Origin of the sequence: Corynebacterium sp. BD556, from assembly GCF_038452275.1 — a bacterium.
In the GTDB taxonomy this organism is placed as follows: Bacteria; Actinomycetota; Actinomycetes; order Mycobacteriales; family Mycobacteriaceae; genus Corynebacterium; species Corynebacterium mayonis.
Window position 1 is genome coordinate 1,709,976 of record NZ_CP141643.1, and the last position, 21,319, is coordinate 1,731,294.

At 61.8% G+C, this 21,319-nt stretch carries 17 protein-coding genes; 3 read left to right on the forward strand and 14 right to left on the reverse strand.

What is annotated here, in order from left to right; translation table 11 throughout:
- Positions 1 to 9 precede the first annotated feature (9 nt).
- From VLL26_RS07975 to VLL26_RS08015, 9 genes are all read right to left on the reverse strand, one after another.
- Positions 10 to 1,827 carry a FadD32-like long-chain-fatty-acid--AMP ligase gene (locus tag VLL26_RS07975; protein WP_342318571.1) on the reverse strand — a complete coding sequence of 606 codons (1,818 nt, stop codon included), beginning with the start codon at positions 1,825 to 1,827 and terminating at the stop codon, positions 10 to 12.
- 159 nt (positions 1,828 to 1,986) lie between these two features.
- Positions 1,987 to 2,922: a cutinase family protein gene (locus VLL26_RS07980; protein WP_342318572.1), complete on the reverse strand. Its 936-nt coding sequence runs from the start codon at positions 2,920 to 2,922 to the stop codon at positions 1,987 to 1,989.
- A gap of 8 nt (positions 2,923 to 2,930) precedes the next feature.
- The gene (locus VLL26_RS07985) at positions 2,931 to 3,452 is read right to left on the reverse strand and encodes a hypothetical protein (protein ID WP_342318573.1); all 522 of its coding nucleotides are present in this window, start codon (positions 3,450 to 3,452) and stop codon (positions 2,931 to 2,933) included.
- On the reverse strand, positions 3,452 to 5,392 hold the full coding sequence (locus tag VLL26_RS07990) for an alpha/beta hydrolase-fold protein (protein WP_342318574.1): 1,941 nt from the start codon (positions 5,390 to 5,392) through the stop codon (positions 3,452 to 3,454). Before VLL26_RS07990 ends, VLL26_RS07985 begins: the two co-directional genes overlap by 1 nt.
- A gap of 342 nt (positions 5,393 to 5,734) precedes the next feature.
- On the reverse strand, positions 5,735 to 6,709 hold the full coding sequence (locus VLL26_RS07995) for an alpha/beta hydrolase (RefSeq protein WP_342320182.1): 975 nt from the start codon (positions 6,707 to 6,709) through the stop codon (positions 5,735 to 5,737).
- A 129-nt stretch (positions 6,710 to 6,838) separates the two neighbouring features.
- Positions 6,839 to 8,659, reverse strand: a complete 1,821-nt coding sequence (locus tag VLL26_RS08000; protein ID WP_342318575.1) for a hypothetical protein — start codon at positions 8,657 to 8,659, stop codon at positions 6,839 to 6,841.
- A 10-nt stretch (positions 8,660 to 8,669) separates the two neighbouring features.
- Positions 8,670 to 9,653 carry a decaprenyl-phosphate phosphoribosyltransferase gene (locus VLL26_RS08005; protein ID WP_342318576.1) on the reverse strand — a complete coding sequence of 328 codons (984 nt, stop codon included), beginning with the start codon at positions 9,651 to 9,653 and terminating at the stop codon, positions 8,670 to 8,672.
- The gene (locus VLL26_RS08010) at positions 9,650 to 10,153 is read right to left on the reverse strand and encodes a phosphatase PAP2 family protein (protein ID WP_342318577.1); all 504 of its coding nucleotides are present in this window, start codon (positions 10,151 to 10,153) and stop codon (positions 9,650 to 9,652) included. Before VLL26_RS08010 ends, VLL26_RS08005 begins: the two co-directional genes overlap by 4 nt.
- Positions 10,140 to 12,092: a glycosyltransferase gene (locus VLL26_RS08015; RefSeq protein WP_342318578.1), complete on the reverse strand. Its 1,953-nt coding sequence runs from the start codon at positions 12,090 to 12,092 to the stop codon at positions 10,140 to 10,142. The genes VLL26_RS08010 and VLL26_RS08015 overlap by 14 nt, the downstream gene beginning before the upstream one ends.
- A gap of 311 nt (positions 12,093 to 12,403) precedes the next feature.
- Here VLL26_RS08015 and VLL26_RS08020 point away from each other — a divergent pair, with 311 nt between their 5' ends.
- Positions 12,404 to 12,736 carry a hypothetical protein gene (locus VLL26_RS08020; RefSeq protein ID WP_342318579.1) on the forward strand — a complete coding sequence of 111 codons (333 nt, stop codon included), beginning with the start codon at positions 12,404 to 12,406 and terminating at the stop codon, positions 12,734 to 12,736.
- Between the two features lie 91 nt (positions 12,737 to 12,827).
- On the opposite strand, the gene glf is transcribed toward VLL26_RS08020, so the two are convergent.
- Entirely contained in the window at positions 12,828 to 14,006 is a 1,179-nt protein-coding gene (gene glf, locus VLL26_RS08025; RefSeq protein ID WP_342318580.1) for a UDP-galactopyranose mutase, read from the reverse strand.
- A gap of 187 nt (positions 14,007 to 14,193) precedes the next feature.
- Between glf and VLL26_RS08030 the strand changes: the two genes are divergently transcribed.
- A complete protein-coding gene (locus tag VLL26_RS08030; protein WP_342318581.1) occupies positions 14,194 to 16,011 on the forward strand; it encodes an N-acetylmuramoyl-L-alanine amidase in 1,818 nt (605 codons plus the stop codon).
- Between the two features lie 6 nt (positions 16,012 to 16,017).
- Here the strand turns inward: VLL26_RS08030 and glpK are convergent, their stop codons facing one another.
- The 4 genes from glpK to serS are packed head-to-tail and all read right to left on the reverse strand — an operon-like array spanning position 16,018 to position 20,480.
- Complete coding sequence (gene glpK, locus VLL26_RS08035) at positions 16,018 to 17,490, reverse strand: glycerol kinase GlpK (RefSeq protein ID WP_342318582.1); 1,473 nt, start codon at positions 17,488 to 17,490, stop codon at positions 16,018 to 16,020.
- A gap of 30 nt (positions 17,491 to 17,520) precedes the next feature.
- A complete protein-coding gene (locus VLL26_RS08040) occupies positions 17,521 to 18,351 on the reverse strand; it encodes a Cof-type HAD-IIB family hydrolase (RefSeq protein ID WP_342318583.1) in 831 nt (276 codons plus the stop codon).
- A 3-nt stretch (positions 18,352 to 18,354) separates the two neighbouring features.
- Positions 18,355 to 19,227, reverse strand: coding sequence for a lysophospholipid acyltransferase family protein (locus VLL26_RS08045; RefSeq protein ID WP_342318584.1), 873 nt, complete (start codon positions 19,225 to 19,227; stop codon positions 18,355 to 18,357).
- On the reverse strand, positions 19,224 to 20,480 hold the full coding sequence (serS, locus tag VLL26_RS08050) for a serine--tRNA ligase (protein ID WP_342318585.1): 1,257 nt from the start codon (positions 20,478 to 20,480) through the stop codon (positions 19,224 to 19,226). The genes VLL26_RS08045 and serS overlap by 4 nt, the downstream gene beginning before the upstream one ends.
- A 67-nt stretch (positions 20,481 to 20,547) precedes the next feature.
- Between serS and VLL26_RS08055 the strand changes: the two genes are divergently transcribed.
- Positions 20,548 to 21,276, forward strand: a complete 729-nt coding sequence (locus VLL26_RS08055) for a GntR family transcriptional regulator (protein ID WP_342318586.1) — start codon at positions 20,548 to 20,550, stop codon at positions 21,274 to 21,276.
- Positions 21,277 to 21,319 lie beyond the last annotated feature (43 nt).

A 21,319-nucleotide genomic window follows, 5' to 3' on the forward strand; every position in this document is an offset into this window, starting at 1 on the left:
CTGCTTCTTCTAGTTCTGCTCGCGCTCGAGGTACTTCGTCATATTCACGCGGCGCGCGATCTTGCCGGAGGAAGACCGGGCGATCTCGTGCGGCGCGTAGAACTCGATCACATCCGGCGACAGGCCGTGCGCCGAGGTCACGGCGGCGCGGATCGCATCTTCGGCGGCCTTGTCGCCGGCACCATCGGCACCTTCGGCACGTTCGACAAAGACCACAAGCTTTTCGACGTTTTCCCCCGGCACCGCAAAGGCCGCCACCGAGTCGGCACGCACGTGCTCACTCGCCTCCTGGACGGTGATTTCGATGTCCTGCGGGTAGTGGTTGCGCCCCGCCACCACGATGAGGTCCTTCAGCCGGCCCGTGATGTAGAGCTCCCCATCAATCAAAGTGCCCAGATCGCCCGTGGCCAGCCAGCCGTCGGTAGGCACATTGTCCTGCAACGTGGTGCCGATGGTGTTGACGAAGGCAGCTTCAGTCTCCTGCGGGCGATCCAAGTAACCGCCGGCAATGTTGGCCCCGTGAATCCAAATCTCGCCGATGGAACCTTCCCCGACCTCGTTTGTGGTTTCCGGGTCGACGATGGCGAAGTCCATCCAACGCACCGGCTCACCGTTGGAGGCCAAAACAACGCCCTTGGAAAGGTCCTCCGTCTGAATTGCTTGCCCCTGGGTGAGTTTCTCACGATCGAAGGTGAGAAACTTCGGACGCTCCGGCCGCTGCGCCAACGCCACGATCAAAGTCGCTTCCGCCAAGCCGTAGCCAGGTCGAATGGCATTGCGGTTGAATCCGTTGGCCGCAAAAGTGTCCACGAAGGTGTCCACGCCCGACTTAGTTACCGGCTCCGAGCCGATGACCAAACCCTCGACGGCGGAAAGGTCAAGGTTGTCGCCTTCGGTGACGTTGGCGTAGGTGGCGGCAACCTCAAGGGCAAAGTTCGGGATGACCGAGTAGATGTGGATGTCTTCTGGGTCGTCCTCGCGGCGCGAAAGCTGCTTGATAAACCGTTTGGGCTGCTGCATGAAGTTAGCCGGGGTCATCAGTTCGATCTCGTTGCCCAACACGACGAGCAGCATGCTGACAATAATGCCCATGTCGTGGTGTAGCGGCAGCCAGATAGCGCCACGCAACGGCTGCTTCAAGTCGGCGGCGGTGTAGATCTGGATGACGTTGGTAACCACCGACTCGTTGGTTAGCACCACACCGGCCGGCATCCGGGTCGAGCCGGAGGTGTACTGCAAAAAGGCAGTGTCGTGGGCGGTGTCGGTGCCTTCGGGAACCTCCAGCGGCTCCCAGGATTCAGCGAGCGAGTCCGGCAAGGAGTCGACGGAGAGGATGCGGGGACGTTGCGCCGCAGGGCGGTTGGCAAAGTAGGCACGCACGGCTGGTGCGCCGAGTTTGCTGGTCACCACCGTGGTAGCGCCGGAGTCCTCGAGCACGGCTTTGAGGTGTTCGCCGTGGCCCGGCTCGTTGGGGTCGTAGAGCGGGATGGGCACCTGTCCTGCATACATTGCGCCCATGAAGCCGAAAAGGTACTCCGGCGAGTTCGGGGCGAGAACGGCGACGCGGTCGCCGGGCTTGCCCACCTGCATCAGGCGCGCGGCGACGGCTTTGATGCGGGTGTTGACGTCGCGGCGGGTGTAAGTACGCAGCTCACCTTCCGCGCTTTCGGAGAAGTCCCAGTAGCGGATGTTCGTGTCATCCAGTTGCCCCATCTGAGCACCCATGAAGTGCAACATTTCGGTCAGTGCCGGGATGGTGAAGTTACGCGGCAGAACAATCTGGCCGTCTTCGTCGATGAAGCGCTGGATAATAACGCTGAGATCCATGGGACTCCTTTTCTTCGTGGATCGTTCCAGTGACAGCGTTCGCAATCTGAGGTTCGCACTTCTTAGCGCTACCTCTACGTACCTGTGCTTAAAGTATATTGTTTCGCTTAGTTAAGTGTTACTGAGCAGGCGGGCACTGCGGGCGCTTTTTGTCGCCTCTCACCCGCCGTTGACCACATCGCGCACCCAGCCCACAGTCCACTCCGGCACCGTCATACCCGGAATTACTTCCGGATTGGTGGCGTAGCGAGCGTGGTTGCCGTTTGCCAAAATGATGTCGCCGGCCCGGGCGACGAGCGTGCCCGCGTCCTGCGGCGCGTCGCAAACAGTGTCGTTGGGAGCGCAGATCTCGTAGGCGCGGTCCGCGACCTGACCGAATCCGCCCGGACGCGCGCCCGTCATGGTTGCTCCCGGAGTGACAGCCTGAACGACCTGGTTGAAAGGCTTCAAAGCGATTTCGGCACCAACACCCGGCAAGTCCACTCCAGGGTTGACACCCACACCGTTTTCGCGGCGGCCGTCGGCGATCATCACGGCGCCCAACAGCCGGTCGGGGCTGACTTTATGGTTGCCGGTGCCGATCTGGTTGGTGATGTCCCCGGCGATGACCGCTCCCTGGGAAAAACCCATGACGATGAACTTGGTTGCCGGGCACGTCTCGGCGACGAAGTTCAGCTCGCCGTTGGTGCGTGCGGTGCCCTCGGCGCGGGAGGCATCGTAGGTCATCTCCCGGCGGCCGTGGTCGGTTTGGATGTTGCGGAACTGGGCTGTGTAGGGCGTTGTCCACACCCGAACCTGCTCAATGGGGTATTGCTGCTGGAGCGGCTGGGTGATCGAGAGCATGAAAGAGTACGGGTTGGCTTGCGGGTTGAACGGGTCGTCCTCCTGCGATGACTCCCAGGTTCCGGGGATAGACACCACCTGCACGGCCGGGCACCACGCGGGAGCCTCCGGCGCCGTTTCCTCGGTGGGCAGACCCGGCAGGGGTCCGGTTCCCTCGTTGTTTGGGCCGTCGCCGAGTCTCCACTGGTACAGGCCGAGGCCGATCAGGGCGAGGATGACGATGGCCGCCGCCACGGTGAGGGGCTTACGCATGGTTTTCCTTAACAGAGGTGGTCGTGCGCGGTGGCGTCGATAAGCTCTGCAGTCGCCGCTGGGTCTAGATCGGTGCGTCGCTGCTCAACTAACTGGCCCGCAACCGCGTCACGGGTGAACGTGGTTCCGTCGCACACACTAAACCCGGTTGCTGCGACCTGGGCTTCAACTCCATCGACGTTGACTCCTTTGTTCCTGAGAGCGTCGAAGAACTTCTCCTCCGCTGGTGAGAAACTCCCGCCGGTCTCGGGCACGGAGGTCACCTCACGTGCCGGCTGTTCAGGTTGTTGCGCGGAGCCATTGCTTGCCGACGCCACCGTGGCCGCGCTTGAACCTGCCGCGCTCGACTCTGTGGCGCTCGACCTTGTCGTGCTCGACTCTGTCGCGCTCGATTCGGCAGTGGCGGACTCGCTCGCCGTGGGTTTTTCCGGGGCCTGGGTACTTTCGACGGTCGTTTCTCCGCACGCGGAAAGGGCCAGCGCCGCGCAGGTAAGGGCCACGAGCGTGGCCCCAGGCAGACTGCGGCGCACTAGCGACCCATCTCCTGGACCTGGCCGTTGATCTCCTGCAGCACGCCATTTTCAAAGCTCATGGTCAAGCCGCCAGCCGGAATCTCTTTCATGTCGGCGGTGGGCCAGCCCAGGCGACCCTGCTCCCAGCCTTGCTCGCCCCAGGCGTTGAAAATGTTGCCGTAGTAGATGACGTGACCGCCGGTTCTCGGTGACCAGTAAATGTTGCCCTTCTCGAACTCTTGGAAGAACCCGCCCCTGATGGCCCTCTCATTGCCCCTGGGGAAGCCCAAACTGGAGGCAGCATGGTTGAGCGCGCCGTACTTTTGCCCGATCGCACCGTGGACGATGTAGTGGCTCTTTCCGTCCGGGTTGCGGGTCAGGTAGCCGCCCTCGAACTTCTGCACCCAGCCGTCGCCAATTTTCTGCGCCTCAGCGATCGGGTACTTCAGGTCACCGTTTTCGTAGCCGTTTGCTCCCCAAGCCTCGAACATATCGCCCGGGATGGCAAACGCGCCGGTTTGCGGAGTCCAGTAGATAGAACCGTTTTGGAAATGGACGAAGCGGCCACGGCCGTCCGGAGTTTTGGTTTCACCGGTCGTCGGGAAGCCCAACCAGCCGGCAGCGCCGCCGAGAGCGTTGTACTTGGCCAGGATCTGACCGAACAGGGCGTGCGCCCCAGTGCTCGGGTGCCAAAAAGCCTGACCGCCGCGGAAGTCCTCGGCCTTGCCGCCAGCGACGTCGTACTCATTGTTAACGCAGGAACCGATGATGCCGGACTTGGTAGCCTCAGCGATCGCACCGATCGGCGCGCAATCGGCGCCACGGTCACCCTCAGAGACGTTAAGGGCGTTAGCGATGTACGGCCACGCCTGGCTCATCTCGAACTGCCAGTACTCCCACGAGTGGACACCCGAGGGGCGGAACTTCACAATCGGCTTCACCGAGGTTCGATTCGCGTAGTTGACGAAAGTCTGGGTGGACATGCGGGAGATGACCTCCAGGCCCACACCGGCCGGGTTGGCCGCACCCTTAGCCACCGAATCCGGGGTGCCGAAGTCGTCGCGGCCAGAACCGGATGAGACATAGACGGTCTTGCCCGCCAAGTTTTCGATGCCGAGCTTCGGGTCGTGATCAATCCAGTCCTGGGTCCCCGGAGGGCCCCACATCGCATCGGAGTTGTAGCCACCAGCGTCCATCTGCGCAACCTTGATAGCCGTCGGCATGCCGGAGGTGGTGGTGTCTAGGTAACCGGAAAAGGAACCGACGAAGTCGAATAGGTGCGGGTTGCGCTGCGCTAAGTTCATCGCGGCAGTACCACCCATGGAAATGCCCACCACCGCACGCTTGTGGTTCGAGCGGAACTTATTGTCCAGCACTGGGACGAGCTCCTTGGTCAGGAACGTCTCCCATTTGTAGTTCTTGCCGTTGTCTGGGCGCTGCCAGTCGGAGTAGAAAGAGGACTCGCCGCCGACGGGGAGGATGACGTTGACATTCTTGTCGGCGTAGAACTGCTCAATGTTGGTCTCAATGGTCCAGCCGTTCTCGTCGTCGCGGGCACGCAGGCCGTCGAGTGCCCACACCTCCGGGAAGGTGGCGGTCGGGCTGGAGTGCCAATCGCGGGCGAGCAGGATCTGCACCTGCATGAGCTGTTCCGGCATGGCGGCTGACTTGATAAAAACAGCGACACGTCGGTTGGTCAACCACTCAATGCGGTCCACCGAGACGCCCTCAGGAAGGCCGTCTACCCGTGGGTTGTTGTCAACCTCAATCGGGGTGCGCTGCGGCGGATCCGAGGGGCGGATATTGTCCGACAGGCTGCTGCCGGAGCTGAGCGAGCCGAGTGGTAGGCTGCTCTGCGCCATCGCGGGGGAAGCGCTCAAAGCTACAGCCGCCGCGGTAGGAATCGCGGCTGCCGCGTACAAAGAGCGTCGCAGACGCGGAAAACGGTGAACTCGCATTATATTTCCTGCCTTCGTCAGTTTTCGAGATCGCATGGTTAGATCCGTTGCGCTTTTCGGCTCCGAGGGTTCCCCTCCCCCGGCGCCTTTACACAACAGAAACATCGGTCACATCTATCGTGGCGTTACGTTACACGAAACATGAAGTCTTACTTGAGACTTTATGTAGCGACACGCGCTGCGATTTTCCCGCCAAACCGCAACCAACCAAAAGCGCACCACCCCCAATCCAGCAAAAGCCGCCGAAACCTTAGCCGCATGCCCTGCACCAAAAACCACCCCCACCCACGAGCGCCGTGAAAGGCGCCACGCGGGCGGGGGTGGTGCAGGGCAAAAGGTTGACTACCAGGCGTTCATCACATCGAGAACACGGCTCTTAGTGGCGCGCATCTGGCCGCCGAACTGCTCCCAGTTGTGCAGACCAGTCGGAGTGTAAACCTCGGTAAACCTCAGACCCGTCGCACGGGCCTTGAGCGACCACGCACGGGTGGTCAAATTCGAGTATGCCTCAAGCGCAACACCAGAAGCAACGTGCTCCGGCTTATAACCGGCATCCTGCGGGCCGGGCAACGCAGAACCTGCGGAAACATAAACGTCCGAGTGACGCAGACCCCCCATATTGAGGAACGGGTCGTTCTCAAAACGGCGGGGGTTAATCACGGAGCCGTACATGGAGTTGAGGTTGTAGAGGCCGCCGTCAAGAAGCGCGGCGCGCAACGCCGTCTGGGAACCAGGGAAGGTGGTGGTCAGGTAACCCGAAAACGACAAGACCTGACGGAACTGCTGCGGGTACTTAGCGCCGAGGTTCATCGCGGCAGTTCCACCCATCGACAGGCCCAGAATGGAGTTGTTATTGCGGGCAACGCCGAAATTACGCTCCAAGTAGCCCGGCAGTTCCTTCGTCAGGAAAGTCTCCCACTGGTAGATGACCGGGTTGTTGAAATCATACGTCGCCGGGGCTTGCCAATCAGCGTAGAAAGAGCTGGCGCCACCGACGGGCATGACAAGGGTGATATTGGAATCGACGTAAGTCTGGGCGGCATTAACGTCGTGAACCCAGGCACTCGTGCGCTCAGTGGCGCGCAAACCGTCAAGCATATAAAGGCCCGCGTTGCCGCCACGGATAGCAGGCTGGATCTGGACCGCGATATTGCGGTTCATCGCAGGCGACCACACATCGCAGCGCTGAACCCAATATCCGACCGGGTCCCAGATACAGGCACCAGTGTTATCGGCACGCAGCCAGTCTCGGTTAGCGGCGGCGGCGTTCGGCGCGCCAACGATTAGGCCGAGTGCGGTGGCGAGCGTGACAAGCATCGCCACAACGGCGCGCCTCAAAGTGCTGAACGAGTTCACAGGACCCCCTCAGGGTGTTTGAAATACAAAATCAACGGTTACGTTATCAATTTGTTGTATCTCACGCCACTCGCTTTGCGTTACTCAACGTCAATTAGTCGGCCATGCAACCTGGGCTCCGCGCTGGCCGACATCCTCGCCCGCCGAAATGCGACGGAGGGTGTCCTCGGAAAGGTAGATCGAGGGGTCGTCGGAAAGCTGCAGCGTGCGTCCCGGCCCGAGAGCGAACGCGAAATTTCTAACAAAACGAGACCACGACATCGGCTCGCGGGACGAAGCCAAAAGCTCCGCGATTTCCGGGGAGCGCAGCGCAGCGCGCGCCTGGAGAGTTTTCTGCGTGTCGAACCACTCGGGAAGCTTATCGATGTCCGTCGCCGTGTCCGCGACCTGCCACTCCGGTTCCAAATACTTGTCGTGACCAATGCGGCCTTCCGGGTCACGCGGCATGCGCGCAGCAAGCGGGGTCGCCAAACCAACGGTGTCGAGGATGCGCACATCCAAATCCGAATTCATCCCGGTCATCCCCAGGTTGATTAAGTACACCGACAGCAAGAAATTCTGCAAGTCCGTCTCCGCAACCGTGCCCGGCACACGGTCGCGGTAATACCAGCGATACATCTCCGGATCTTCCTGGATGCGCGCCAACGCCATCTGCGCCGCGTCAGCCGCCTCGGCCTGCGGCAATACCTCAGCCCAGTCGGACATAAGTTTGGTGGTCAAAAAATCCTCGGCGTAGCGCGGCGGGTCGCCCGGTTGACGCAAGGTAGCCATCGTCCAAAACTCGCGCTCATCGACGATCCCCAACGTGTTTGCGCTTGCCGACGTCAAATCCTCCTCCAACGGGTGAGCCCGCTGAATCACCACGCCAGCCCACAACAAACACCCCACGAACGCCACAACAGTCAGCGGGCGTGCAGGCAGCGCCATGACGGGAAGAAGCAGAGCAAACAGTGGCAGAAGCAGCATCCGCCCATGCATAAAATCGCCACCGACACGCAGCACGTACAGCACGTGAACCAGCGCGCAGCCGACAACAAGCAAAACGATGGCCGCCTCGCGCCCGTAGGCGTCGTGAAGCAACCACAGCCCCAACGCCACCGCCACGAGAACCGGCAACCACAGCGCGTAAGGCCCCACGAAATCCTTCAAGTACCCGAAGCCCTGCGCCCACTCGGAATCAGCGGCAGACTTGGCAACCGCCGTGTGCGGCGTGAGCAGACCGTAATAGCCCATCCGGAAAACTTGGTAGCCCACCGGCACCGGCAAAGCCGCCGCGAGAATACCTGCCGCCTTGCGCGGGTTAGCGGCCAGCAAAACAATGCCGGTCACCCCGCCGTACAAGGCGAACTCCGGGCGCACCAGCCACGACAGGCCCGCCCAAAACGCCAACCAATAGCCAACAGCAGGCAAGGAACGCTTCCCCGCTGGCAGCGCCCACCCCACCAGGAGAGCCCACCAGAGCCCCAACCAAAAAACACATAAACCCCACTCCAAACCGGAGGTGGAAAAGTCGCGGGCCGGGGGAAGCGCAAAATAAATGATGGCGCCGAAGGGCAAAATGTGAACAGGTGCAGCGGAAAAGCGGTTCCAAAACCGCCCGCTGGCCAGCGTGGCAAGCAGCGCCCCGCCCGTGGCAAACACAAGGGCAAGCCACATGGCGACGTTTTCCAACCTGGCGTTCGATACCGCCCCGACTATCGTGATCACATACTGCCAAAGAGTGGAAGTGTTTGCCTCCACGCGCTCGCCAACATTAAAGACGGGGCCATTGCCGGCAAGCAGGTTGCGCACCGTCCGCAAAACGATCAGGCCGTCATCGCTGATCCAGCGGCGTTGCCAACCGCCCACAAAAGCGAAAACGCCCGCGAAAACCGCAGAAAACAGCAGGGAAAAACGGGCGTTGATCTTCACCGGGGTGAGTCTACTGGGTCAGCAGCGGAACAACATACACCGCCATGACAATGCAGAAAATCCACAGCAGCGCAAGCACCTGAAGAATACGGTCCTCGAGCGCAACTTCCTCCGGTGCACCACCGTGTCCACCGTCGACCTTCGCGGCGTAGCGCAGGATGGCAATGACGAAAGGCACCATCGATATCTGGTACCACACGCTGGCCGGACCGACCACGGAAGATGACAGTTGGAAACCCCACAGGGCGTAGGACATGACCACGGCTGTGGCCGAAAGCGTCCACACGAAACGCAGATAGGTGGGGGTGTAGCCCTCCAGCGCCTTGCGGATCTTCGCGCCGGTTTCCTGCGCCAGAAGCATCTCGGCATAGCGCTTGCCGGAGGCCATAAACAGGGAGCCGAAAGCCGCAACCAAAAGGAACCATTGGGACAGCTCGATGTCGGCGGCGACGCCGCCAGCCATGGCGCGCAACATGAAACCGGAAGACACCAGGGCAATGTCAATGACCGGGATGTGCTTCCAGCCGAAGCAGTAACCCAACTGCAAAACGATGTAGATAGCGATGACCGTGGCCAAGGCGACGCCGTCGCTGGCGAGCAGAGAAATCCCTACCGCCGCAGCAATGAGTGCCACCGCCATGGCGTAGGCCAGCTTAATCGGCAACATGCCCGAGGCGATTGGGCGATACCGCTTCGTCGGGTGCTCACGGTCGGACTCCACATCGCGGGCGTCGTTGACCAGATAGATCGACGAAGCACCTAAACAGAAAACAATGAACGCCAAAGCGACATCCAAAAGCGTGCGGGAGGTGAAGGCGTCCATGCCCGCCGCGAGGGGCGCCGCGAGCACCAGGACGTTTTTTACCCATTGCTTCGGGCGCAAACCCTTCAGGATCGCGTCCGGCAGGTTCTTCGGTGGCGTTTTCTTCCGGGAGTAGTCGACTCCCTCGGTATGTGGCTCCGATTTGAGCAAGGGCTCGTGCGTTTTTCTCACCGCGTCTCCTTCTCCGCCTTGATAGTTGCTGAGGCAACACCCGCGCCGAGGAGAGCACCCGCGAGGGTGTCAGTCGGGTAATGCACGCCAAGCACCATACGCGAAAGCATCATGACGGGGATTGCGACATACGGCACCTTCGATCCCGTGATGTCGGCGAGGTGCACTGCGGCCGCGGCTGTGTTCGTCGCGTGCGAGGAAGGAAAGCTCAGTTGGGAGGGTGTTTTCGCGCCGATTTGGACGCGCGGGTCGCTCGGGCGCGGTCGGCGCACTATGCGCTTGATCACCACCGAGGCGGCGTGGGCAGCAAAAGTACCGGCCCCCAGCGCAGCCCATTGACGCCGACGTTTGGCGTCGGTAGCCATGCCGACGCTGGCCACTACAAGCCAGCCCAGGTCGTGCTCCCCGAAGTGGCTCAAACCGCGTGCCAGCTTCAGCACTCCCGGCGCAAAGGCCCGCGACTGCACCTCAACAAGCAGGTCGGCTTCACGCTTGCTCATCAAAGATCTTCCCCCAGTTATCGTGGCTGGTCAGCTCCGGCAACGCCGCGCGGTATTCGCGCTTGAGCTGCGGCCACCGCTCGGCGATGTCCTTGTGCAGCCGCTTGGTTTGCTTCAGCAGGCTATCGGCCAGCTCTTTGTCACGCTTGCGAAACACCACCCCCGTGCCACCTGCGGTGGCAACGGTCGCCGAATCCACGCGCGCCAAGGTAAACCAGCGGGCTTCCTCCGCCGTCAAGTTGAGCTGCGGAGCCTGCCAATGCGCGCGGTCCTCGGTGCGCATCTGGTGGCGCAACGCTTTGACAGCCCACGGGATCTTTTTCACCTTGGCCAAACGGCCGCCGATATTGGCTGTGGGCACGCCCGGCGCGCCGGTGGGCGCGGGCAGTTCGGCGGCAGAGGAAATGACCTGGGCGTCGGAGTAATCCTTGCGGACGTTTTGGATGCGCGGCAGGCTCGACTCGAGGACGTCGAAAAGCTGCTCGGGGCCGGCCAGGAAGTCCTTCATGGCCTCGATCTGAATGGCCATGGTGGAGTACTCCATGCACATGATGTGCTTGTAGGTGGACTTCAGCATGTTCTTCAAAATGCCATCTGGGTTTTCGCCCTCGTGGTACATCGCCGCGACGATGAGGCGGTTGCGCAGGTGGAAGTAGGCCTGCCAATCAATGGCGTCGTCCTTGTCGGCCCAGGCCATGTGCCAGATGGCAATGCCGGGCCAGGTCACCGTGGGAAAGCCCGCCGCCTTGGCGCGAAGGGCGTACTCGGTGTCGTCCCACTTGATAAACAGCGGCAAAGGCAGGCCGAGCTTCTCGGCGACGACGCGCGGGAAGAGGTTCATCCACCAGCCGTTGTAGTCCACGTCGATGCGGCGGTGCAGCGCACGCGAGGTGGTTTTACGCGGATCCAGCTCCTCTTGTTCGCTGCCGAGGTAGCCCAGCGGGTAGGTGGCGAAGTCGTGGTCATAGACCGCGTGGGGGGCCGCGCCCCACATGAAGGTGTGCGGGTCGACCGCCTCGCCGGTGGTGCGCAGCTGGGCGCGGTCTTGCAGGTTGAGCATTTGCCCGCCGACCAGGATGGGGCTTTTGGCGTAGCGGGCGGCTTGGACGGCGCGCAGGATGGAGTCGGGTTCGATGGCGATGTCGTCGTCCATGTAGAGGATGTAGGGGGCGTCGGTGTTGTTGACAGCCTCGTACATGATGCGCGAGTACCCGCCGGAGCCGCCGAGGTTGCCTTGGGAAAACATGCGCAGCTTGCCGTCAAGCTTGGCTTCTGCGGCGGTGAAGTCCGTCTCATCGGCGGGGTGTTGGTTGCCCTGGTCGGGCATTAGGACGCTAGTGATCGCCTCGAGCACGACTGGGTCCTCGGACAGGGCGTGCAGCGCGTTGACCGCGTCGCGTGGACGGTTGAAGGTGGGAATGCCTACCGCCACTTCCTTCGGGAAGGGCCCGACTTGGGTGCCGTCGGGCATGGTCTGGGGCTGCGGCAGCCGGTCGGCGCACCAACCGGCGCCCCGCACCGCTACCTCTGTTTCGGCGGTGATGTCGAACCACAGCCAGCCGCCGTCCTCGAAGTTGCGCAGTTCGAGGGGGATTTCGATGTGCTCGTCGCGCGCCTCCACGCTGACCACGCAGATGCGCACGCCGTCGTGCTTGGAGCGGTAGACGGAGATGGTGGCCTCTCCTTCGACGTCGAGGGAGAGGATGACGCGGTCGAGTTGCGACCAGCGGCGCCAGTAGGATGCCGGGAAGGCGTTGAAGTAGGTCTGGAAGGACACCTCGGCGCCCGCCGGGATGCTCAGCCGGGTGCGGTCTGGCCAGCTCAGGCGCGCCTTGTTCTGCTCCGCCTCAATCAGGTAAAGCATCCGGACGTCGTGCGGTTCGCCCTTGCGGGGCATGAGAATGCGCTGCAGCACCTCGACTGCTGGTTCGGCGTTCACAGATCTCTCTTTCGGGATAGGCGTATCGTGTCTACTCCCTTAGACAGTAGCGTCCGTGGGGCGCGAACCCTCACCTCGACGCGACAAGGCGTAGGCGTTTCGCACCGAAGGTTGCGCTGCTGCGCGCGGTGCGGGCGTTGACAAGCATGCGCGCCTTAGCTTGTCGACGCCTCCCCAACCGCCCCCGACATCCGGGGCTTTCAGGGCGGTGTGCCCGGCCAGCAGGATTTGTGCGCCCCTGGGCTTTACTCCTTGCTGAAAAGCCTTGCAGCTCAACAGTTGGTGGCAATCGTTGAACTCCCCGCCATTGCATGCGGACCCCTTACCTGGTTGCGCCCCGCGCCCCGCACCCGGATACTCGGGGCATGAGCAACTACGTCGCCGGCGGTGCGCTGCTTATCCTCGCCGCCTTCTCGGTCATCTTTCTCGACGGCCCCACCGCCGTCTACGTAGCGGTGTTCTGTTCGATTGCCGCGGCTGTCTTGCTCATTCGCGGCGCGCAAGGAACCGACACCTCCCGCAGCGCGCCCGATCTCGGCCTCACCCAGGTGGGTGAGGCGGACGACCCGAGCATTCCCAACAATCAGGGCGATTTCGACAGCTACGACTGGGACGCGCACTACAAGAAGGAATTTGGGCAGTAAAAATCCCTCGGCTGTTTTCGCGCTGGGCGACTGCGCGAAAAGCGAAATGCGAAAGCGAAACGCGAAACTTTGGCACTCGCCTCGCAACACCCTAGTGCCCGCGCGGCTGCTCCAGCGGCGCACCGTTTTCAAAGTGGGGGCGCAGGTGGTTGTCGAACAGGGACAGCGCCGCACCAATGGCCATGTGCATGTCTAGGTACTGGTAGGTGCCCAGGCGCCCGCCGAAAAGCACGCCCTTGTCGCGGGATTCGGCTGCGGCCAAGCGCCGATAAGCAAGCAGCTTCTCCCGATCCTCGGGGGTGTTGATGGGGTAGTAGACCTCGTCGTCGTCGTCGGCGAAGCGGGAGTATTCCTTGACAATGACCGTCTTGTCCTTCGGGTACTCGCCGCGCTCTGGGTGGAAGTGGCGGAACTCGTGGATGCGGGTGTAGGCAACGTCGGCATCGTTGTAGTTCATCACCGAGGTGCCCTGGAAATCGCCGGTGTCTAGCACTTCTTTTTCAAAGTCGAGGGTGCGCCAGCCCAAGCGGCCTTGCGAGTAATCGAAGTAGCGGTCGAGGGCGCCGGTGTAGACCACCGGGATACCTTCGTACTGCTCACGCACGTCGAACCAGTCGGTGTCGAGGTGGACGTCGATAAGCTCGTGTTCCGCCATCTTTTCCAGCCACGCGGTGTAGCCGTCGACGGGCAGGCCCTCCCAGGTGTCGTTGAAGTAGCGGTTGTTGAAGGTGTAGCGCACCGGCAGGCGCGAGATGATCTCCGGCGGCAGCTCGGTCGGGTCGGTTTGCCACTGCTTGGCGGTGTAGTGCTTCACAAAGGCCTCGTAGAGCGGCTTGCCAATCAGTGCGATGCCGCGCTCCTCCAAGTTGGTGGCCTCGGCCGGGTCGCGGCCCTCGCGCTGCTCTTCGATAAGCGCCTTGGCCTCGTCCGGCGAAAAGTAGCGGCCGAAGAACTGGTTGATCAGCCCCAGGCCCATGGGGAACTGGTAGGCGGTGCCGTCGTGCATGGCAAAGACACGGTGTTGATAGTCCGTGAAATCGGTGAAGCGGTTGACGTACTCCCACACGCGGGCGTTGGAGGTGTGGAACAGGTGCGCGCCGTATTTATGTACCTCGATGCCCGTCTCCGGGTCCTTTTCTGAGTAAGCGTTGCCGCCGATGTGGTTGCGTTTTTCTACCACGAGGACGCGTTTGCCCAGTTCGTTCGCTACGCGTTCGGCGACGGTGAGGCCGAAGAACCCGGATCCAACAACGATGAGGTCGTAAGTCATGGGCCCATTTTCTCACATCCGCCCGGGTGTGCCGGCCCGCCCGACACACCCTCAAGTCTCAATGCTTCCTTTAGGTTTATTTCTGCCCTAAACTGCTCAGTAATTAACAGTTTTAACAAGCGCAACAGGAGCTTCCACCGTGCACCAAAGACGACGACTCACCAGGTCACCCCTTCGGGTCAAACCCGTGGTGGCCGCCCTAGTCTCGGCAGCACTCGTTGCCGTGACCGCCGGAGCCGGAAACCACATCCTCCACGTCCAATCCATCGGACACGGCTCACTGGACATCGCCTCCGCCTCCGAGTCCTTCGCCACAGGCTCCGACGTAACCATCCCGGACGCTGCCGTACAAACCCAAGGCGGCGTCAGCGAGGAAAACCGGGTGGTCAAAGAGTTCACCCGCGACACACCCTTCTCCATCTTTGCCCTAACCTGGACCGGCGAACGCGACATCGTCGCCTTCGTACGCGCCCAACGCGAGAACGGTTCCTGGTCCGAATGGTTCGAAATGGACCCAGCGGAAACCGTACCTCAAGCAGAGAAGTCCGGCACCGACCCGATCTACGTAGAGCCGACAACAAAAATCCAAGTCTCCACCGGCAACGTCGATCTGCTCGAAGGAGGACGCACCGAATCCGAATCCCCCACCACCGCCAAAGACCTCGACGCAATCTTCATCGACGGCGGTGAAGGCACCGCGCAAGGCGACATCAACCCAGTTGCCGACTCTTACACCCGCGGAATGCCCAAGGTGATCTCCCGCGCCCAATGGGGCGCAGGCCAAAGCAGACGCCCCACCTACACCGACCCAGTTAATGCGGCAACAGTTCACCACACCGCCGGTTCCAACAACTACTCGGAATCCGCCGCACCAGGCATCGTCCGCGGCATCTGGAACTACCACACCAACACCCTCGGCTGGGGCGACATCGGCTACAACGCCCTCGTAGATAAGTACGGCAACATCTACGAAGGCCGCGCGGGTGGAATGGACAAAGCCGTCCAAGGCGCACACGTCGGCGGCTTCAACCAAAACACATGGGGCGTGTCCATGCTTGGCAACTACCAGCAAGCACAGCCGACGCAACAGGCCCTGCGCGCAATGGGCGAAATCATCGGGTGGAAGGCAGCCGTCGCAGGCTTCGACCCCTTAGGAAAAGACTACTTTTCCGCCGACTTCACCTTCAACGGCAGCCGCTACAAAGCCGGCCAGGGGGCGTATTTCAACACAATCAACGCCCACCGCGACTTCCACTACAACACCTGCCCCGGCGACAACCTCTACAACCAGATGGGCACCATCCGCACCATCGCGGCAGCCAAAGCAGCCCAAGTCAAAACCGGCGGCGTGCTAAACAACCCTGGCACGCCAACCGCTCCGACGCCAGGCAACCAGCCCGGCGACAAACTCACCACCACCTACCCCAGCAACAACGGCACCACAACAACAGTCACCACTGCCCTCGACGGCAGCTCCGACAACCTGAACCTAGCTGGCTTAGCCGACGGCGACCCAATCGCCATCGCCATGGCCGCCGGCACACTCGCCGGTGTGCTCATCCTCTTCGCCGCAGAGTACGGTCTGCTCGGCGAAGGCGTCGAAACCGTCGGCGGTGTGGAGCTTGTGCCAGGACTGACCCTGGACAAACTCACCCCGTACATCGGCCCCATCCTGCGCTTCGCCGGCAAAACCGACGCCGCCAGCACTTGGGCCACGCTTGAGCCGCAGCTAGGCAAACTCACAGGCACCGCCGGCGTCGGCGGCAACAGCTACGCCTTTTTTGAAAACGGCATCGCCATCAAAAACGCCGACGGCAACATCTACACACTCATCGGTGAGCTGGCCAACGCCTGGCTCCAACAAGGCCTCGACGGCGGCCCGCTCGGCCTGCCCACCTCCGAGCTGTACTCCCCCGACAAAGACTTGGTCCGAGTCGACTTCCAAGGCGGCCACGTCAGCTTCAACCCGCTGACCAAACACATCAACATAGACGTCGAAAGCTAAGCCCGCTTAATTCAGGTTATAGGAACGCTCGACGGCGTCATTCCACGCAGCAACAAGCCGGTCCCTCACGGGTCCGGCTATTGTGCTGTCCCACGATGTTTCCTTGCCGAGGTTTAAGGGGGCGTCGGCAAGCCCGGCACCGATCGCGGCTGCCGACGCCGCCCCCATCACCGTCGTCTCAATGTTGGCGGGGCGGGTCACGCGGGCACCGAGAAGATCGGCTTGCATCTGCATGAGCAGGTCGTTGCCAGTCATGCCGCCGTCAACACGCAGCTGCGTGATCGCGGTGCCAGAGTCCTGCTCCATCGCGCGCACCACCTCGCGAGTTTGAAAACACGTCGCCTCAAGCGCAGCGCGGACAATGTGACGCCGGTCCGCAAAGCGCGTCAGACCAGTGATCACGCCGCGCGCGTCCGGGCGCCACCGTGGCGCAAACAACCCGGAAAAAGCAGGCACAATAACTACTCCGGCGCTGTCTTCTACCTCGGCGGCCAGCTCCTCAGACTGCGCCGCAGTGCGGAGAATACCTAGTTGGTCGCGCAGCCACTGAATCAAAGACCCGCCTACCGCCACCGAACCTTCAAGGGCATAGAGCGGCTTTTCACCCTCCTTTTGGTACGCCACCGTAGTAAGCATGCCGTGCTCGCTGCGCTGCGGGGTGCTGCCCGTGTTAAGCAGCATAAACAGGCCCGTACCATAGGTCATCTTAGCCCCGCCTTTAGCGAGGCAGCCCTGCCCGAACAGCGCCGCTTGCTGATCCCCTAAAACACCAGTGATCGGGGTATCAGCAAAAGGCCCGCGAGGACGCACCCGCGCGATCTCACCTATCGACGCCCGAATCTCCGGCAAAATCTGACGCGGCACACCAATCTCGGCGCACAACCCGTCATCCCACTCAAAAGTCTCCAAATCCATCAACAGGGTGCGGCTGGCATTGGTTACGTCCGTGACGTGCACCGCGTGCTCCGGCTCCTTCGCCCCGCCAGTGAGGTTCCACAACAGCCACGTGTCCATCGTCCCGGCGATTAGCTCCCCACGTGCCGCACGCTCGCGAGCGCCGTCGACGTTGTCCAAGATCCACGCCCACTTCGGCCCAGCCGGGTAGGAGTTGTGCAACAGGCCCGTCTTTTCCAGATGCCGGGTGGGATCGCCGTCGTGGTTGGTGCGGGTGTCCTGCCACACAATCGCGTTATAGATCGGGATACCGGTGCGCTTATCCCAAATCACCGCCGTCTCACGCTGGTTGGTGATGCCTAAGGCCGCCACCTCGCCTTCCAAAATGTCCTTCTCCGCCAGCCCGGCCGCAATGGCTCGGCGGGTGTTGCGCCAGATCTCCACCGGGTCGTGCTCCACCCAGCCCTGGCGCGGCATAATCTGTGCGTGCTCGAACTGGGATTGGGTCACCACCTCCCCGTCAAGGGTGGTGACGATGAAGCGAGTCGAGGTAGTTCCCTGATCAATGGCGGCAATGTAGGGCATGCGCCTCATTGTAGGAAAAGGCCACAGGTTTTAGGCCGGAAACCACTTCTCCAAAACCGCAGCGACTCCGTCCTCATCGTTAGAGGCCGTGACGTAATCGGCAACATCAGCCACGATAGGCGCGGCGTTGCCCATGGCCACACCCAAACCGGACCAAGCGAGCATCTCGCAGTCATTGGGCATGTCACCGAAGGCAATGACCTCGTGGGCTCCCACACCGTAATGCGCCGCCAAAATAGACGCCCCCGTGGCCTTGTTCACGCCCGGGGGCGAAATCTCAATGAGGCCCTCATCCATGGAATACGTCACGTGGGCGGCGGTTGGGTCAATAGCTGGGGCGATTAAGTCAAACATCTCCGCCGAATACATCTGCGGGCAACGCACCAAAAGCTTCGCGGCGGGCACACTGATCAACTCGGCGATGTCGACGACACCGAAGCGGGTGTCCCATGCGTCCGGGTTATAAGACCTCGTGACGAGGAAAACTTCGCTTTCCGGGTCGAGCGCCGATTGTCCCACCCGCTCGACGCCGAAGCCATACACCACACCGAGCGGGGCCATGACCTTTTCAACGGCCTCAACAACTTCTTTCATGAGCTCGGATTCCAGCTCGAAAGCACGAATGATTCGGTCGGTTGCGGGGTCGTAGACCACCGCACCATTAGCGCAGATACACAACGGGGTAAAAGGCACCTGATCCAGCACCGGCAGAAGCCAACGGTGAGGGCGCCCGGTGGCGAAAGCAAAGTGCGTGCCGGAGCGCACAGCACGCATGACCGTGTCGCGCAGACGGGGCGTCACCCGGCCATTGCTGTTGAGAAACGTGCCGTCGATGTCGCTGACGATCAAGCGCGGGGCCATGTTCTAGCTCGCTTTCTTCCTTTTCTTCTGGGAGTCGCGGGCTTTCTTCTGCCGCTGTTTTAGCGCGCGGGCCTGCTTTTGCTGCTCGGCGATCGCGTCTGCCTCCTCCGTTGACGGCGCGCTGCCACCCATCGAGTGCGGCATCCAGCGCTCACCCGCGGCGAAGGGGCCGAACTTGTCTTCATATTCCCGCCGATTTTCCTCCAGTAACTTCCCCATCGCGTCTTCGAGGCGTGCGGTGACTTCCTCAGGTGTGCCTGCGGTATCCACGGGGGCGCCGTAACGGATGATCACCGGGGTGTGCGTGCGACCGAGGCGCGGCGGCATGTCTTTGGTCCAAATACGCTGGGAGCCCCAGATCGCGCACGGGATTAAGGGCACGCCGGCGCGTTGGGCGATGCGGGCGCCACCAGTTTTGAAGGTTCTGATTTCAAAGGAACGCGAGATGGTGCCCTCCGGGAAGATGCCGACAAGGCTGCCGTTTTGCAGGAAGTTGACGGCTTCATCGACGCTGCTGGCCCCGGCGGAGCGGTCCACGGCGACGTGGCGCATGGAGCGCATCAACCAGCCAATAACGGGAATACCAAACACTTCCTTCTTGGCCATGAAGCGCACCAAACGCCGCCCCATGACATGCGGCCCCATGCCGGCGAAGATGAAATCGAACCAACCGGTGTGGTTCGCCGCGATGAGAGCCCCCCCTTCTTGCGGCAGATGCTCGGTGCCGTGGATGGTGGTCACTGTCCCTTGCGCTTTGAAGATGCGTTTGATCAGGCCGATGACGCGCTGGTAAAAGCTGTCCTCGATCTCCACCGCGTGGTTCGGTGGAGCGATATATCCGGGCTCGACCACGAATAGGCCCTCGAGGGTAGTCATGAGGGAATCAACACTTCCTTTCCAACGAATCTTTGCAGTGCTTCGGGCACCTTGACGGAGCCGTCCGCCTGCTGGTTGTTTTCCAAGATGGCGACTAGCCAGCGGGTGGTGGCCAGGGTGCCGTTGAGCGTGGCGGCGGTCTGGGTCTTGCCGTTGGCGTCGCGGTAGCGGGTGTTTAAGCGCCGGCCCTGGAACGTGGTGCAGTTCGAGGTAGAGGTCAGCTCACGGTAGGTGTTTTGGGAAGGTACCCACGCCTCGGTGTCGAACTTGCGGGCGGCGGAGGAGCCGAGGTCACCGGCGGCAATATCGATGATGCGGTATGGCACCTCAACGGCGGAGAGCATCTCGCGCTCCATCTGCAGAAGCTTTTGGTGGATTTCCGCCGCGTCTTCCGGCTTGCAATACGCGAACATCTCCAACTTGTCGAACTGGTGAACACGCACGATGCCCCGGGTGTCCTTGCCGTAGGAGCCGGCTTCGCGGCGGAAGCAAGACGACCAGCCCGAGTAGAGCAGCGGGCCATCACCTAGGTCGATGATTTCGTCGCGGTGGTAGCCGGCCAAGGCGACCTCGGAGGTACCCACCAGGTACATGTCGTCGCGCTCAAGGTAGTAAACCTCCTCGTCGTGCTCGTCGAGAAAGCCGGTGCCACGCATAATCTCGGGGCGCACCAGCACCGGCGGGACCATGAGTTTAAAACCTGCTTCTCGGGCTTTTTCGGCGGCGAGCATCATCATGCCGAGCTGCAGCCAGGCGCCGTCGCCGGTGAGGTAGTAGAAACGGGCGCCGCCGACTTTGGTGCCGCGTTTCATGTCGATCAGCCCTAGAGATTCGCCGAGTTCGAGGTGATCTTTGACCTCGAAGTCGAACTCCGGGACCGTACCGACGTGCTCTAAGACCACGAAGTCGTCTTCGCCGCCGGCGGGCGCACCTTCGGTGATGTTGGGCAGGGCGTATTGCAGCTCCCGCACCCTCTCCTCTGCTTCCGCCTGTGTGACTTCGGCGGTTTTGACGCGCTCTTTGAGCTCATTGGAGCCTGCCAGTAGCGCCGGGCGGTCTTCCGGGGCGGCCTGGCCGATCTTCTTTCCGAATGCCTTTTGCTCGGCGCGCAGCTCGTCGGCTTTTTGGATAGCTAAGCGGCGCGTCTCGTCGGCGGCGAGGAGCTGGTCGACGAGGTCTGGATCCTCGCCGCGGGCCCGCTGAGACTCGCGGGCCACTTCGGGGTTTTCGCGCAAAAATTTCAGATCAATCACGCGCCCCACTTTAGCGTGTCACTCCGCCTCAGCGCTGGTAATAACCAGTTGCGCTAAGATTGTTCACATGCTGATATCCGATGGGCCCGTGCCAAAGCACGCGCAGCTTCGTCTCATCCTGGAACGGATGTGCGACGAGGAGCTTCGCCCCGGCGACCCCATCCCCGGGGAGCGTTCGCTGGAGGACAACTATGGGGTCAGCCGTATCACCGTGCGCCGCGCGATCGGGGATCTTGTAGCGGCCGGAAAGCTACGCCGCGTGCGCGGCAAGGGCACCTTCGTCGCGCCCAGCCCCTTGGTCAGCCACCTGCACTTGGCAAGTTTTTCCGATGAGATGAAAGCGCAAAAGGTCAAGGCCTCCTCGAAGATTTTATTGTCGGGCCGGGCCACCCCACCGGGCGATGTCTCCGCCTTTTTCGGCACCGACGCGCAAGTACAACACATCCATCTGCGACGGCTGCGTTTGGGCGATGGGCAGCCTTATGCGATCGACGACGCCTGGTACAACTGTGAGCTCGTGCCCGACCTTTTGGAAAACGACGTCTACAACTCCGTCTACGAGCTGCTGGAGCAGGATTACGAGTTGGGCATAACCGAGGCCGACCAGACTGTGACCGCGGTGGAGGCCACTGCCGGCAACGCGAAGCTTCTCGACGTCTCCCCCGGCTCCGCCCTGTTGCACATCCAGCGCTACGCCAAAAGCGGCGATCACGCCGTGGAGCTGTGTTCCTCGGTTTACCGCACTGATCGCTACCGCTTAACTACCCGCGTGGGCCGCTCGGCGGATCATCTGTGACACCGTCGGCACCGAGCTTGCCAGCGCCATAAGGCACAATGGT

Bases quoted from the DNA above. Each gene is read 5' to 3' on its own strand.
- VLL26_RS07975 (WP_342318571.1), bottom strand. From the start codon at position 1,827: ATGGATCTCAGCGTTATTATCCAGCGCTTCATCGACGAAGACGGCCAG.
- VLL26_RS07980 (WP_342318572.1), bottom strand. From the start codon at position 2,922: ATGCGTAAGCCCCTCACCGTGGCGGCGGCCATCGTCATCCTCGCCCTG.
- VLL26_RS07990 (WP_342318574.1), bottom strand. From the start codon at position 5,392: ATGCGAGTTCACCGTTTTCCGCGTCTGCGACGCTCTTTGTACGCGGCA.
- VLL26_RS07995 (WP_342320182.1), bottom strand. From the start codon at position 6,709: ATGCTTGTCACGCTCGCCACCGCACTCGGCCTAATCGTTGGCGCGCCG.
- VLL26_RS08010 (WP_342318577.1), bottom strand. From the start codon at position 10,153: ATGAGCAAGCGTGAAGCCGACCTGCTTGTTGAGGTGCAGTCGCGGGCC.
- VLL26_RS08020 (WP_342318579.1), top strand. From the start codon at position 12,404: ATGCGGACCCCTTACCTGGTTGCGCCCCGCGCCCCGCACCCGGATACT.
- glf (WP_342318580.1), bottom strand. From the start codon at position 14,006: ATGACTTACGACCTCATCGTTGTTGGATCCGGGTTCTTCGGCCTCACC.
- glpK (WP_342318582.1), bottom strand. From the start codon at position 17,490: ATGCCCTACATTGCCGCCATTGATCAGGGAACTACCTCGACTCGCTTC.
- VLL26_RS08040 (WP_342318583.1), bottom strand. From the start codon at position 18,351: ATGGCCCCGCGCTTGATCGTCAGCGACATCGACGGCACGTTTCTCAAC.
- VLL26_RS08045 (WP_342318584.1), bottom strand. From the start codon at position 19,227: ATGACTACCCTCGAGGGCCTATTCGTGGTCGAGCCCGGATATATCGCT.
- VLL26_RS08055 (WP_342318586.1), top strand. From the start codon at position 20,548: ATGCTGATATCCGATGGGCCCGTGCCAAAGCACGCGCAGCTTCGTCTC.